General features: G+C 28.2%; 10 protein-coding genes. 6 read left to right on the forward strand and 4 right to left on the reverse strand.

Annotated features, from left to right (window positions below; genetic code table 11):
- The 4 genes from Q0V08_RS05995 to Q0V08_RS06010 form a co-directional block, all read left to right on the forward strand.
- On the forward strand, positions 1-1,104 hold a 1,104-nt coding region (locus Q0V08_RS05995), incomplete at its 5' end, for a M3 family oligoendopeptidase (protein ID WP_297432970.1).
- A 117-nt stretch (positions 1,105-1,221) separates the two neighbouring features.
- Positions 1,222-3,402 (forward strand): TolC family protein, encoded by a 2,181-nt coding sequence (locus Q0V08_RS06000; protein ID WP_297432972.1) that lies wholly within the window; start codon positions 1,222-1,224, stop codon positions 3,400-3,402.
- A gap of 12 nt (positions 3,403-3,414) precedes the next feature.
- On the forward strand, positions 3,415-4,503 hold the full coding sequence (locus tag Q0V08_RS06005; RefSeq protein ID WP_297432974.1) for an efflux RND transporter periplasmic adaptor subunit: 1,089 nt from the start codon (positions 3,415-3,417) through the stop codon (positions 4,501-4,503).
- A 2-nt stretch (positions 4,504-4,505) separates the two neighbouring features.
- On the forward strand, positions 4,506-7,724 hold the full coding sequence (locus Q0V08_RS06010; RefSeq protein WP_297432976.1) for an efflux RND transporter permease subunit: 3,219 nt from the start codon (positions 4,506-4,508) through the stop codon (positions 7,722-7,724).
- A gap of 37 nt (positions 7,725-7,761) precedes the next feature.
- On the opposite strand, the gene Q0V08_RS06015 is transcribed toward Q0V08_RS06010, so the two are convergent.
- Positions 7,762-8,427 (reverse strand): response regulator, encoded by a 666-nt coding sequence (locus Q0V08_RS06015; RefSeq protein WP_297432978.1) that lies wholly within the window; start codon positions 8,425-8,427, stop codon positions 7,762-7,764.
- Positions 8,428-9,981 carry an ATP-binding protein gene (locus tag Q0V08_RS06020; RefSeq protein ID WP_297432980.1) on the reverse strand — a complete coding sequence of 518 codons (1,554 nt, stop codon included), beginning with the start codon at positions 9,979-9,981 and terminating at the stop codon, positions 8,428-8,430.
- 221 nt (positions 9,982-10,202) lie between these two features.
- On the opposite strand from Q0V08_RS06020, the gene Q0V08_RS06025 reads away from it, so the two are divergent.
- Both Q0V08_RS06025 and Q0V08_RS06030 read left to right on the forward strand, forming a co-directional pair.
- Positions 10,203-11,246, forward strand: a complete 1,044-nt coding sequence (locus tag Q0V08_RS06025; protein WP_297432982.1) for an AEC family transporter — start codon at positions 10,203-10,205, stop codon at positions 11,244-11,246.
- Between the two features lie 26 nt (positions 11,247-11,272).
- Positions 11,273-12,259: a 2-hydroxyacid dehydrogenase gene (locus tag Q0V08_RS06030; RefSeq protein ID WP_297432984.1), complete on the forward strand. Its 987-nt coding sequence runs from the start codon at positions 11,273-11,275 to the stop codon at positions 12,257-12,259.
- Positions 12,260-12,303: 44 nt separating this feature from the next.
- On the opposite strand, the gene dacB is transcribed toward Q0V08_RS06030, so the two are convergent.
- The gene (gene dacB, locus Q0V08_RS06035) at positions 12,304-13,788 is read right to left on the reverse strand and encodes a D-alanyl-D-alanine carboxypeptidase/D-alanyl-D-alanine-endopeptidase (protein WP_297432986.1); all 1,485 of its coding nucleotides are present in this window, start codon (positions 13,786-13,788) and stop codon (positions 12,304-12,306) included.
- Between the two features lie 126 nt (positions 13,789-13,914).
- On the reverse strand, positions 13,915-15,150 hold the full coding sequence (gene sstT, locus Q0V08_RS06040) for a serine/threonine transporter SstT (RefSeq protein WP_297432988.1): 1,236 nt from the start codon (positions 15,148-15,150) through the stop codon (positions 13,915-13,917).
- Between the last annotated feature and the right edge of the window lie 68 nt (positions 15,151-15,218).

Below are 15,218 nucleotides of genomic sequence, written 5' to 3' on the forward strand. Positions count from 1 at the left end.
ATATTTAATAATCTTGTAAAAATAAGAGTAAAAATAGCTGAGAAGTTAGGATTCAGTAATTTTATAGAGTTAGGATATTTAAGAATGAATAGAGTAGATTATGATGCTCAAATGGTAGATTCTTTCAGAAAACAGGTTGTTGAAAGTATCGTTCCATTAGCTTCATCTCTATATGAAAAACAAAAAACAAGATTAGAATTAGAATCTCTTAAATATTATGATGAAAAATTTGAGTTCAATGATGGAAATCCAACTCCTAAAGGGGATTCAAACTGGATTATTGAACAGGGAAAAAAGATGTATCATGAACTCTCACCTGAAACTGCTGAATTTATTGACTTCATGATTGAAAATGATTTAATGGATTTAACAACTAAAAAAGGTAAAGCTGGAGGGGGATATTGTACTTTTATTCCTGATTATAAGTCACCTTTTATTTTTTCCAATTTTAATGGAACAAGTGGAGATATTGATGTTTTAACACATGAAGCAGGACATGCTTTTCAAGTTTTCAGATCAAGTTGGATTGAAATTCCAGAGCTATTGTGGGCTACATATGAAAGTTCTGAAATACATTCGATGAGTATGGAATTTTTCACTTGGAATTGGATGGAAAATTTCTTTAAAGAGGATACAAATAAATACAAATATTTACACTTAAGTAGTGCTATTAAATTTATACCTTATGGAGTTTTAGTGGATCACTTCCAACATAAAGTTTATGAAAATCCTAATTTAACTCCAGCTGAAAGAAAATCTATATGGAGAGAGTTAGAAAAAACTTATAAACCTCATTGCGATTATTCAGAAAATCCTTTTTTAGAAAAAGGAACATGGTGGTTCCAACAAGCTCATATATTTGAAGTTCCATTTTACTATATAGATTATACCTTAGCTCAAATTTGTGCTCTACAATTTTGGCAAAAAATGAATAAAAACTATCAAGAAAGTTGGAAAGATTATTTAAATCTTTGTCATGAAGGTGGAACAAAATCATTCTTAAATTTATTGAAAGTTGCTAAATTAAAATCACCTTTTGAAGATAATTGTGTAGAGGATATAATGGAAGATGTTAAAAATTATTTAAGTAAATTTCAATTTTAATATATTATAGGTCTAAAAGAAGTATTTTTATACTTCTTTTTTTTATTTTCAAAAGGATTTTTTTACTTTCAATAGAATATGATAATGATACAACTAATTTTTTAAGGGAGGGTCCTTATGGGAAAAATACTTTTTTTACTTTTTATTTTTAATTTTTCTTTATTCGCTAAAACTCTTGATGTTGGAGTTATCTTAGAGAATCATTCACAATGTTCAGAGACTGCTTTAGAAATTCTTAAAGATGAATTAAATAAAAATTTTGCAGGTACAAATTTTTCGCCTAAAATTACTGAAAAATTTTATCTGACAAATCATAATATTCAAGATGGTATAAATAAATTAAATAAAAATCCCAAAATTGATGGAGTTTTTATATTAACTTGTGCACCATTAGAAAATATATCTAATCTACAACAAAATAAATTTTACTCTGTTCCTTTAGGTTTTGGAGATAAAGGAATGAATATTCCTAAAAATTTAAACTACATTTATAGTAATCTTAATTTAAATGATTATTTAATGCCTTTTAAAGAACTGAACGGAGTTACAGAGATTGATGTTTTAATCTCAAATATGAATTCAAATAACTTAAATAAACTTGCTCGAAACGTTAAGCTTCCTGGGATTAAAGTTAATGTTATTAGAGCTAATAAGGAAAACCTAATCAATGCAATCGATAAAAAGATTCCATCTTTCTTAATTGATTTTAATGAAGAGTTAAAACCATATGCATATTCGGGATTAAATCTAAATAAGGAGTTTAGAAAAAGATTAAGAGCAGCTTCTTTAAACTACATGTTCTTTAAAACTAAAAAAGATATGAGTACTATAGTTGAGGTTAATCCACCTATAAAAGATATCTATTTAAATTCTGAAGTTGCAACAAAAATTGATATTTATCCTAATCTTATTTTCTTACAGGATTTATCTCAAATAAATACCCCAGAAACACAAAATCCTAAACTTACACTAAAAAATGCTGTAAATAGAGCTCTTAATTCTAACCTTGATCTTCTTCAAGTTAGACAAAATATTATGACTAGTTATTATAATGTTAAAGTAACTAATTCTAAGAGATTACCACAATTATCAGCTAATGCAAATTACTCAGCTTTAGATGATAGATCTCCTGACTTTAAACAGGGATATCCTACTAATAGTGTAGCTTCATATTTACAACTTTCACAAGTTATATTTAATGATCAAATAAATGCAAGTGTTTATATTGATAAATTAACATTAGATTCAAATAGAAAAGCTTTTGATCAACAAAAGTTAGCTACTATATATTATGTAGCATCTACATATGTTAATATTCTACAATTAAAAGCTCAATTAGCTATACAGGCAAGTAACTATGAGCTTTTAAGAGAAACTTTAAATGTTGCTAAAATTAACTATAATGTTGGTGCTGGAGGATTGCAAGACGTTTATAGATTACAATCTAATGTTGCAGGAGCTCTTTCAGATATTTCAAATGTAAAAGGGGAGATTCGTTCTCAAGAAATATACTTAAATAACCTTTTAAACTATCCAGAGGGAAATACTTATACATATGAAACTCTTGATGATCTTGCTCCATATTTCTTATTGAGTGAAAATTTAGGTAAAAACTTTACTTTTGGTTCTGAAAAATCTAAAAAAATAGAAAAGTTTTTAGTAAGTGGTGCCCTTACAAACTCTAATTCATTAAAACAACTTGATAATACTATCAAAAGTAAAGAGAGAGAACTAGTATCAAATAATAGAGAACGTTATATACCTACAGTAACTGCCTCTGGAAACTATTATAAAAATAATATGATTACACCTTGGGGTAAAAATTCAAATGGAGATTTTCCAGATGAATATTGGCAAGCTGGAATCAATGTCAGTTTACCTCTTATTAGTGGAGGGGAAATCTACTATAACGGACAAGCTATAAAAAGTGAGTTAAAAGCTCTTGAGTTTAATAAACTTTCTTCTCAAAATCAATTAGCTCAAGAAGTTTTACAAACATATACAAATCTTTTAACTAACTTTGTACAAAGTTATACAACTAAAATATCTTCAGATGTAGCTAAGAAAAATTTAGGTATCGTAACTAACCTATATACAGAAGGAACAACTACGCTAACAGATTTTTTATCTGCTCAGAATAATACTTTGAGTCAAGAGTTAAATCATGTAATTGAGAATTTTAATTTAATTAACTCTACACTAAAACTTGAATATCTTTATGGTAAGTCATCTCTTACTATGGAGCCATCTGAAAGAAAAGTTTTACTTCTTCAACTTCAACAAGAGTTAGATAATTAGGAGGGATAAATTATGAAAAATAAATTTTTAGTGGTTACACTATTGTTAGCGCTATTAGCATGTGGTAAAGATAAGTCAAAAGATTCTACTGGAGATGCAAAATCTGTCGTTTATGAGAAGGTAGAAAAAAAAGAGTATAGTATCAAACGTTTTTATTCAGGAACAGTAAATACAGAAGCTCTTTCTAATTTAAGTTTTAGAGTTTCAGGAACTATAAATAATCGTATTGCACAATTAGGTGATACTGTAAAAACTGGGCAAATTTTAGCTACACTAGATCCAATTGAATATCAATTAAATTATCAACAAGCACTTTCTAATCTAGATAAAGGCAATGCAAATTTAGCTGAATCAACAGCTAACTTTAAAAGATCAGAAGCACTATATTTAGAAAATAGTATTTCAAAAGCATCTTATGATAGTGCCACTGCTAATTATAAATCAGCAATATCTTCTGTTAAAGCTCTCGAAGATGCAGTTAATCTAGCTAAGGTTAATCTTAGTTATACTATGTTAACAGCTCCAAGTGATGGAACTATTGGACAAGTAAAAAGTGAAGTTAATCAAAATGTTTCTTCTAGCACAGTAGTTTTTGTATTAAATACTTTTGGTGAACGTTATGTTGAATTTAATGTTTCTCAATCTGTCGTTGGTGATTTAGAATTAGGAGAAGAGGTTCAAATAGAAATAACTTCTCTTAATAACCTAAATATAAAAGGAACTATTACTAACATTGGTACTCTTTCTGTTGGATATGGTGGTACTTATCCTGTTAAAGCTAAAATTGTGGATCCTTTAGATACTGTAAAAGTTGGTATGACTGCTAAAGTTATTGTTACCACAGACAATACTAATAAGGTTATTGCAGTTCCTCTAACTGCTATTTTAACAGCTCCTAATGGAGAAAAATATGTTTATGTTGTTAAAAATCTTGAAAATAATGTTGGTATAGCTAAAAAACAACTTGTTACATTAGGAAGTACCACAGAAGATGGCAGTGAAATAGTTAGTGGATTATCTGATGGTGACTATGTTGTTACTAAAGGAAGTAGTGTCCTTTTAGAAGATCAAAAGGTTTCACTTTTAAAAGGAGCTGAATAGCTATGAAACTAACGGAACTAGCAATTAAAAATAAAGTTACAACCTATTTTTTAATAGTCATTCTACTTATTGGTGGATATCTATCCTACGATAAATCTGAAAAAGCTCAAGACCCTGGTTTTACAATAAAAGTAGCATTAATTACAACTAACTGGCCTGGAGCCACAGCTAAACAAATGGCTGATTTAGTTAGTAAAAGAATTGCTGATCAAGTACAAAATATGGATTCATTATGGTATGTAAATTCTACTAATACTGATGGACAATCAAATGTTTATGTTAATATTAAAGCTGAGTATAAAGATATCCAACCTGTTTGGACAGAGCTTAGAAACAGAATAAATACATTCGTTGTACCTAATCTTCCCCAAGGAGTTCAAGCTCCTCAAATAAATACATTCTATGGAGATATTTATGGAACTCTTCTTGCTATTGGTGGAGAAGGTTATACTTACGAAGAACTTTATGAAACTGCTTATCAACTAAAAGAAGTTTTATTATTTAATGTTCCACAAATTGGAAGTATTGATATTTCAGGTATTCAAAATGAAACTGTTTATATAGATATTGATAATAAACTTTTATCTCAAACAGGACTTACTTTAGAAAATATTATAAATACTTTAAATAGCTCAAATGTTATTATTAAAGGTGGAAATATTGTTATTGATCAAAATAGACTTAAAGTAACTCCTAGTGGTAACTTTAAAAATATTGATGATATCAAAAATACTATAATAACAAGTCCTAACGGTGATTCTAGTATATACTTAAGTGAAGTTGCTAATGTTTATAAAGGATATCAAGATCCTTCTACATATTCAATAGATTTTAACGGAAATAACTCTCTAGTTTTAGGAATATCATTAGGATCTGGTGAAGATGTTTTATTAATGGGAAAAGGTATTCAAGAAACATTAAAAACCTATAGAAACTCTCTTCCAATAGGACTTGAAATTGGAGAGATATACTATCTTCCTGATTTAGTTCAAACAAATGTAACAGCTTTTATAGTTAACCTATTTCAAGCTGTAACTACAATTGTACTAGTAATGCTTGTTTTCTTAGGACTTAGATCTGGATTAATCGTTGCTGCACTAACTCCAACATCAATAGCATTTACACTAATTGGATTATTTTGGTTTAACTATGGAATTAACCAAATTACTCTTGCTGGACTAATTATAGCACTTGGAATGCTAGTTGATAACGCAGTTGTTATGTCTGAAAATATAACTGTTTTATTAGAAGAAGGTAAACCTAGAATGGAAGCTTGTTTAGAGTCATCTAAAACACTGGCTATTCCTCTTTTTGTTAGTTCTCTAACAACTATAATGGCCTTTTCTCCAATTATTTTAAATAAACAAAATATGGGAGAATATGTTGGACCTTTAACAATTGTTGTTATGCTAGCTCTTATGAGTTCTTGGTTAATTAACCAGACTTTTATTCCTTTATTATGTTATGACTTTATAAAACTAAAACCTGGTGAAAAGCAAAATCTTAATAGTAAACCATATGTTTTATATAGAGAAATATTAATTAAAGTTTTAAAAAATAAAAAGATTACAATTGTACTAACAGCTATCTCTTTTGCTTTTGGAATTTGGTTACTTGGTCTTGCGCCATCTAACTTTATGCCTGGTTCAACTGATCCTGTTATGTCAACATATATAACTTTACCTAAGGGAACAGATGTTAATCAAACAAGAGCTGTTGTTGAAGATTTAAATAAATTTATTGAAAAAAATTATAGTACTGGTCCTCAAGAACCTCTTCCACCTGGTCTTTGGGATTATCTAACAACTGGTGGTACAACTAAAACATATGATAAAGCAGGTGTTTTAAGTTGGGGATCATTTATTGGTGGAGGTGCTCCTAGATTCTCAACAGGATATTCTCCACAAACACAACTTCCTGAATATGCATATATTATGTATAACTTAACAGACTATAGATTAATTCCTAAGTTAAGTCAGGAGATTAATGAATATCTTTTAAATAAATATCCAGATATAGATGTTGTTTCTAAAGGTCTAGGAAGTGGAGTTTCTCTTGCTAAAGACTTAGGATATGTTTTTGCTTCACGTGATATAACTCTTTTAAAAAAGGTAGCGGAAGAAGTTAAAACTAAACTTACATCTCTTGATGGTACTTATGCTGTATCTGATGATTGGGGAATTGAAGTTCCTAAAATATTTATTGAGGTAGATACTGAAAAAGCTCAAATGGCTGGCTTTACTAATGATACTATTGGAACATATTTACAATATGTTCTTCAAGGTTATAATGCTAGTGTTTATAGAAACTTTGATGCTCCACCACAAAGTACAGTTATTCCAATAGTTTTAAGAGGTACAGATCAATATAAGGATGATTTAAACTCTATACAATCTATTGAACTTGTAAACTCTAAAGGACAAGCTGTTCCTTTAAAACAAATTGCTAAAATATCTTTAGAATATTATGATAGCCTTGTTGCTACTAGAAATATGGCTTATTCTATTGAAATTGATGCTGCTGTAAAAGATTCTACTACTCCTCTTGAAGTTAATAAAAAGTTTATGCCTTGGCTAGATGAAAAACTTAAAGAGTGGGGACCTGATGTTAAATACTACTCATCTGGTATTATGCAAACATCAGATGAAAACCAAGAGGCTTTATTTGCACAAGTTCCAATAGCGATTTTAGGAATGTTCTTCCTTGTTGTTGCACAATTTAACTCTATGAGAAAAGGTTTAACTATTATGCTTGTTATTCCACTTTCTATATTAGGAGTTGCTATTGGATTGTTATTAACTAATACTGATCTTGGATTTATGGCTATGATTGGTATTATAGCTCTTGCTGGAGTTGTTCTAAACCATGCCATCATTCTAGTTGATAAGATGACCATAGAAAAGGATGATTTAGGCCGTAGTGATCAAGATGCTGTTGTATTCGGTTGTCAATCAAGACTTAGACCTATTTTCCTAACTGTTGCTACAACTTTAGTTGGATTACTACCATTATATTTCTTTGGTGGACCACTTTTCCAACCAGTAGCAGTTGTTCTTATCTTTGGTCTTGTTACAGATACATTCTTAGCTCTTGGAGTTATTCCAGTTATCTATGCACTTTTCTATAAAATTGACTTTGCTGATTATGCATATGATGAAAGTCGTTTATTAATAGAAAATAAACCAACTGAAAATACTGAAAATAAAGATATTCAATCATAACAAAAATGCCTAGCTAATTAGCTAGGCATTTTTAATTTTAGATTTTTTTATATACATACTGCGGTCTACCAATATTCCCATAAATTATATTTTCTTTTATATAATCTATTTTTTCTAAGTAATCTAAATATTTTTTTATAGTGACATTACTCATATCTGTTAGTTCACAAATCTCTCGAATATTGAATTCTTTTCCATTTAGATTATCAATTTTATTCATTATTCCATTAAGTGTTTTTTCATTTAAACCTTTAGGTAAAATTTCAAAATTTTCCTCTTTATGAATATTTAATCTGTCTAAATCCTCTTGCACTATTTTTTTCTCATTAAAAAGTTCATTTTTATCATGGAATTTTTTAATAGCACATTTAAATCTTTCAAAATCAAAAGGTTTTATCAAATAATCTAAGCATCCCAAAGACAAAGCTTTTTTTATATCTTCACTTCCATTAGCTGATGTTATCATAATAATGTCAACTGTATAGCCCTCTCCTCTAACAGATTTTAAAATATCTAAACCACTTTCCCCTCCTAGAAAAATATCCATTAAAATTAAATCAACTTTAAATTTTTGTAAATATTCAAAAACTTCCTGTTTATTTATAGCGTGTCCAACTATTTCTAATTGTGATATTTTTGATATATATTCCATATTTATCATTGCTACCATTGGATCGTCTTCAACTACTAAAACTTTCTTCAATTACTTCACCACCTTTACTTTAAAGAACTTCCATTTTTCATTTTGTTCAAATTCAATTGTTCCGTTATATAATGATATTTTATTTTTTACAATACTTAATCCTACACCACGTAAATCTCCTTTTGTAGAAAATCCTCTTTCATAAATTTTAGAAAAATATTCTTGTGGAATTTTTTCTCCATTGTCCCAAACTTCAAGTTCAATATTTTTATTTGTTTCTATTATTTTTATTTTAATTATTTTTTCGATAATATTAGATTCTTTAAATGAATCCATAGAATTTTCTATTAAGTTACCAATGATTGTACTTATATCTTCAATTATAGGACTTTTATTTTCAGTTAAAACTTCTGAATATGAATCTATTATAAACTGTATTTTTCTCTCTTTACAAATTGCATCCTTTCCAAGTAACATAGCCTTTAAAAATGAATTTTTAATATTTGTAAATTTTTTAAAATCATACTCATTTAAATTCTGTATCTCAAGAATATATTTTTTTGCCATATCTATTTTTTCAAGATTTATAAGTCCTAATATAACATGTAATCTATTTTTAAACTCATGTATATTTGCTCTCATTCCATCAACTAACTGATCTATACCTGTAATTTCTCTAGCATATCTATTAACATCATCCTTTGTTTTTATAAGTAATATTGTTCCATAGTATTCAGATAAATTATATATTGGTAATATCTTTATATAATAGTACTCCTCTTCTATAACTACCTCTATATTTCTAGCAGTATTCTCTTTCCTTTCTAAGTAAGTACTTATCTTTTCTAAAATTAATTTTGGAGATAATTTACCATATTTTTTAGAAAAAACACTGTTTACCTTAAGTATTTCATTTTGTGTATTTAAAGCTATCAATCCTGATTCTAAATTATCTATTATTAATCTCTCTTCAACATACAGTCTCCCAATCTCTTCTGGATCTAATCCAAATAGACTCTTTCTAATACCATTTGCAAAAGTTATTGCTAATATAAAAGCTAGTCCAAAAGCCTCTATAAATAGTAAACATAACATTATAACTGTATTTTTTTTCATATCTGAAATTGCAGTGTAATATTTCCCTACCATTACAAAGCCTATCACTTCTTTATTTTTTATATCATATATAGGCTCAAATCGTCTAAAAGTAATCCCCATTGATCCCATCATTTTAGAAAAATATCCCTCTCCTTTTTTTATCTCGTTCCATTGAACAGGATTTACAAACTTTTGCCCTATCTGATTTTTGTCTAGATGAGAGTATTTTACTCCTTCAATATTTGCGACTACGATAATATCAATATCTCTAAATATATCTGTTAGTGAATCAACTTTTTTTTCAATCTCACCACCTTTATAACTCAGTTGTAAATTTTTTTTTATTTCATTACTACTACTGACAACTTTAGCTGCTTCTAAAAGATTTTTTGTTATATTATTTTCATCATTTTTTATTTTTTCATTAAAAAATATTGCATATGAAAAAATAAGGGGTATTAAATTTATTATTAAAACCCAAATCATTATTTTATTTTTAAAGTTTAATCTCTTCATAACTGTTATAGTAACATATAAAAAAGAGTTAGTACAATTAAATATTATACAAATTTAGATAATTTTTTTGTCTATTTTTTTATCATTTTAACTTTTTTTACTTAAAAAAGTTAAAAAACTATTTATAAAGTTTAAAAAATTGTTTTTTTCAAAAAAAGCAACTATATTAATTGGTGGGCACTTCATTTTTAAATTTTATTTTATTATTTTAGGAGGATTTTATGAATTTTAGTGAAATTATTTCAAGTATTTTGAAGAATAATAGTATTGTTGGTGCTATCTCTTCATCTGTCTTAATCATTCTTTTTGGATTTTATCTTAGAAAAACTAATGTTTTAAAAGATGGAACATCGAAAACATTAAGTGACGTTATTTTATCAGCATCTTTACCAGCTTTAGCTTTTAACTCTTTTATGCAAGATATCAATAAAAATAGTTTAGAGCAAGGTATCAATCTTTTAATTTGGGGATTTGCTATATATATTTTATTGATATTTTTAACAAAGGTTTTATACATTCAATATAAAGGGGATAAGAAATCTGTTTTAGAAGTATTAACTATATTTGGATCTACTACTTTCTTTGGTATTCCAATTATCGCTGCTGTTTATGGAGAAGTTGGAGTTATGTATGCTTCTATTTTCAATATAGCATATAGAGTTTTTCTTTATTCTTACGGATACATTAAAATGTCTGGTATTAAAGTAGATCGAAAAAATGTATCTCAGATGTTTTTAAATCCAATTGTTTTAGCTACATTTTTAGGTATGTTTGTTTGGGTTTTCCAAAGTTCGCTACCTCAAGTATCTATTGGTGATAAAAGTTATGCATTTTTAAGAATTGATAAAACAGCTTTTTGGTTATTTAAACCTATGACTTATTTAGCTGCTCTTTGCTCTCCATTAGCTTGGATTTCTATTGGTGCAAAATTAGCAGATATCTCTCTAAAAGAAGCTTTCTCTTCGAAAGATTCTTGGATTTACAGTTTTGTTAAAGTTTTAGGAGTTCCTGCTATAAATATAGTTGCTTTATATATTTTAAATGTTACAAATATTCTACCAATATCTTTTGTAGGATTAGCTACTGTCGTTATTATGATGGCAACTCCAACAGCTACTGTTGCAGCAGCTTACGCTATAAAATTTGATAAAGAATCGCTTATGACATCAAATTGTTCTTTACTATCTACAGTATTTAGTGTAATATGTATGCCATTATGGATTGTAGTTTTAGAGATTATTAAATCTTTACATATATTCGGATAGATTAATAAATTTATAGGAGGTTTACAATGAAATTAATATGTTTTGGTGTTAGAAAAGTAGAGCGTGATTTTTTTATAAAATTAAATAGATTTGGATATGAATTAACTTTAGTTGAAGAGCTATTAAATGATGAAAATATTCATTTAATAAAGGGTCATGAAGCAGTTATGTTAAGAGCAAATTGTCCAGCTAATAGAAAAAATTTAGAAATAATTAAAGAATATGGAGTTGAATACCTTTTAACAAGAACTGTAGGTTATAATCATATTGACTTAGACGCTGCTAGAGAGATGGGATTTAAAATGGCTAGAGTTCCTACTTATTCTCCAAATGCTATTGGAGAACTAGCAATTACTTTTGCTATGAATTTAGTTAGAAAAGGAACTTATATGGTAAATAGAAGTAGAGAAAAGAATTTTACTGTAGATGAATTTATGTTTAGTAGAGAGATTAGAAATCTAACTGTAGGTATTGTTGGAACTGGAAAAATCGGATTAACAACTGCTAAGCTTTTTAAAGGACTTGGTTCTAAAGTTATTGCTTATGATATCTACGAAAATGAAAATGCTAAAGATATTTTAGAGTATGTTTCAATGGATGATTTAATTAAAAATGCGGATATTATAAGCTTACACTGTCCATATATAAAAGGATCTAATGATAACTTAATCAATGATGAGCTTATTAGTAAAGCTAAAGATGATGTTATCATAATAAACACTGCTAGAGGAGAACTTCAAGATGTTGAAGCTATCATAAGAGGATTAGAAAGTGGAAAAGTTGGCGGATTTGCAACAGATGTCTTTTCTAACGAAAAAGAGTTCTTCTTTAAAAATATGGCTGGTAAAGAGATTGATAAAAATGTTGAAAAACTTTTAAATCTTTATCCTAAAGTATTAATAACTCCACATATTGGTTCATATACAGATGAAGCTTTAACAAATATGATTGAAATATCTTATGAAAATCTTGATGAATTTATTAAAAAAGGAATTTGTGAAAATCAATTATAATAACTTAATAGAAAAGCTATGAAGATTAAACTTCATAGCTTTTTTTAAAAGACACTATTTAATAGATTTTCCATTTTCTTTCTTAATTCGCTTCTCTCTCCATTCCAGTGATTAACTACAATAGCAAAAGCGTATGTTCTTCCATTTTTTTCCACATATCCAGCATAAGATTGTATTCCACTCATACTTCCACTTTTAACTCTAACTTTTCCTTCTAAAGGTGTATTTCTTAAAAATAGAGCTACTGTTCCATCTTTTCCAGCAACAGGTAAAAGATTTTCTAATCCATCCTTAGAGTGAGATAAAATTTCTACTAATAACTTTGTTGAAATAGTATTTCCTCTAGATAAACCACTTCCATCTCTCATAGTTAAAGAGTGAACATCAATTCCTTTCTCTTCCCAAAACTTTTCTATCTTTACACCTTTTGTTTTCTCTATTAATTGATATAGATGTTCTGTATAGTGATTATCACTTCTTGTTAATAAAATTTTAACTATTTCAGATATTGGTGGAGACTTCGTTACTGCTATAACTTTTGGATTTCTCGGTCTTTGTGAAGTTAATCTAGCTGTTTTTATATTTCCATTTACTTTTATATTTTCTCTTTTTAAATAATATGAAAAATATTGTCCTAAAAATAATCCTGGATCAGGAATATCACTTTGAATTGTTAATCCATTTTTATTTTGTGGAACTACTCCAAAAATTCTTCTTTTATTTTCTAAAGGTATTCCTCTAACATATATATCTTTTTTTCCACCTGGCATTACTACGCTTTGATTATCAAATGTTAATCCTTGAATCTCAGGTTTAGTTTTTATTACTTCAGGTTTTTGCCCTGAAATACCTGTATTTAAATAAAGAGTATAAATATTATCAAACACACTTATTCCATATGTTCCTTGTCCATAGTTAGTTCCCATATCTTCCCATAACCATTTTCCTGGTATTCCTTCATATCCAAAAAGATCATCTAATACAATTATATTTCCATTAATTGATTTTATTCCTGCTCTTTTTACCTCTTCAGTCCAATTTTTTAAAAACTCCTCTCTATTTATAGAGATTCCATCTGAACCTAAAGTTGGGTCTCCACCACCTTGAATGTAGATATTTCCAGTTAAAACTCCATCTTTAGATATTTTTCCATCATATAAAACTTTAGTTTCTAAAACAGTATCTGGACCTAATACCTCTAATGCTGTTGCTGAAGTAACTATTTTTAAAACTGATGCAGGAGTTAAAGCTGTTTCTCCTCTGTAGTTATCAATAACTGCTCCACTTTTTACATCCATAGCATAAAAACTTAAATTTCCATGCTCTAATACCCTTGAATTAACAAACTCATCAACAGCTTTTGATTTATTTTTAGTAGGTAAAGTTACCATTGGTACAACTGGCTCCTCTACTATTTTATCTGGAACAACTGGAATTTGATAACTATCTCTATTCTCAGATTTTTCTATACTGCTACAACTTGCTAAAAAAGCTGTAATTAATGCCAAACAAATATATTTTTTCTTCATACACCACCTCTTTTAAGACTTTTTTATATCCTACATCATTTAAAGATATTTTTAAAGTATTTTTATAATTAATTTAATCTTTATATAAAATAAAAAAGCTTAGAAAAAAATCTAAGCTTTTAATCTTTACACTTTGCTAACTTCTACTTCTCTTCCTTCTTTTCTCCACTGGGAATATTCTGCAATACTTGTAAATAAAACATCTGTAGATGAGTTTAATGCTGTTTCACACGAATCTTGAAGAACTCCTATAACAAATCCCACTCCAACAACTTGCATAGCTATATCATTAGATATTCCAAATAAACTACATGCAAGTGGTATTAGTAATAGAGATCCCCCTGCAACTCCTGAAGCACCACAAGCACTTACTGCTGAGAGAACACTTAGAACAATTGCAGAAAAGAAATCCACTTGAATTCCCAAAGTATGTGCTGCACTTAATGCAAACACAGATATTGTAACTGCTGCTCCAGCCATGTTTATTGTCGCTCCAAGAGGAATAGAAACAGAATACATATCTTTTTCTAAACCTAACTTCTCGCAAAGATTCATATTTACAGGAATATTTGCTGCTGAACTTCTTGTAAAAAATGCTGTTAACCCACTCTCTTTTAAACATGTAAAAACTAATGGATATGGATTTTTTTGAATCATTATAAAAGCTATTATTGGATTAATTATAAGAGCTACTGTTGCCATACATCCTAAAAGTAAAAGTAAAATCTTTCCATATGATAGTAATCCACTTCCACCACTAGCTATTATTGAACTAAATATTAATCCCATAACACCAAATGGAGTAAACTCTATGATAAGTTTTACAACTTTTAAAAGAGCTTTAGAGATATCAATTACTACCTCTTTTGTTCCTTCTTTAGCCTCCTTTAAAAAGATACCAAATAAAGAACTCCAAAATAAAATACCAATATAATTTCCATTAAAAAGAGCTTTTACCGGATTATCTATAAGGTTTAAAAGTAGAGTTTTTAAAACTCCAACTATATTTTGTGGAGCTGACTCCATATTTACATTAGATACAAGGGATAGGGTAACTGGGAATAAAAAACTTCCTATTACTGCAACTAAACTGGCTAAAAAAGTTCCCAATAAATATAATATAACTATTGATTTTATATTTGTTTTCTGACCTTTTTTATGTTGAACAATTGCAGATATAACTAAGAAAAAAACTAATATTGGAGCAACGGCTTTTAGAGCTCCTACAAATAGATCTCCAAAAATTGTTATCCAACTCATACTATTTGGAGCTATATATGCTAAAACTACTCCAAATAATAATCCTATAAAAATTCGTTTAACCAGGCCTAAGCCACACCATCCTTTAAACATTTTCTCCATTTTTACCATCTCCCTGTCTTTATTTTACAAACATATGTTTTTAGATAAGAGACACTATAACATATAAT

The organism is uncultured Cetobacterium sp. (assembly GCF_947038635.1).
GTDB lineage: Bacteria > Fusobacteriota > Fusobacteriia > Fusobacteriales > Fusobacteriaceae > Cetobacterium_A.

What these genes read in the sequence shown, in the direction of transcription:
- Q0V08_RS06025 (WP_297432982.1), top strand. Translation starts at nt 10,203, where the DNA reads ATGAATTTTAGTGAAATTATTTCAAGTATTTTGAAGAATAATAGTATT.
- Q0V08_RS06030 (WP_297432984.1), top strand. Translation starts at nt 11,273, where the DNA reads ATGAAATTAATATGTTTTGGTGTTAGAAAAGTAGAGCGTGATTTTTTT.
- dacB (WP_297432986.1), bottom strand. Translation starts at nt 13,788, where the DNA reads ATGAAGAAAAAATATATTTGTTTGGCATTAATTACAGCTTTTTTAGCA.
- Q0V08_RS06010 (WP_297432976.1), top strand. Translation starts at nt 4,506, where the DNA reads ATGAAACTAACGGAACTAGCAATTAAAAATAAAGTTACAACCTATTTT.
- Q0V08_RS06000 (WP_297432972.1), top strand. Translation starts at nt 1,222, where the DNA reads ATGGGAAAAATACTTTTTTTACTTTTTATTTTTAATTTTTCTTTATTC.
- Q0V08_RS06005 (WP_297432974.1), top strand. Translation starts at nt 3,415, where the DNA reads ATGAAAAATAAATTTTTAGTGGTTACACTATTGTTAGCGCTATTAGCA.
- sstT (WP_297432988.1), bottom strand. Translation starts at nt 15,150, where the DNA reads ATGGAGAAAATGTTTAAAGGATGGTGTGGCTTAGGCCTGGTTAAACGA.
- Q0V08_RS06020 (WP_297432980.1), bottom strand. Translation starts at nt 9,981, where the DNA reads ATGAAGAGATTAAACTTTAAAAATAAAATAATGATTTGGGTTTTAATA.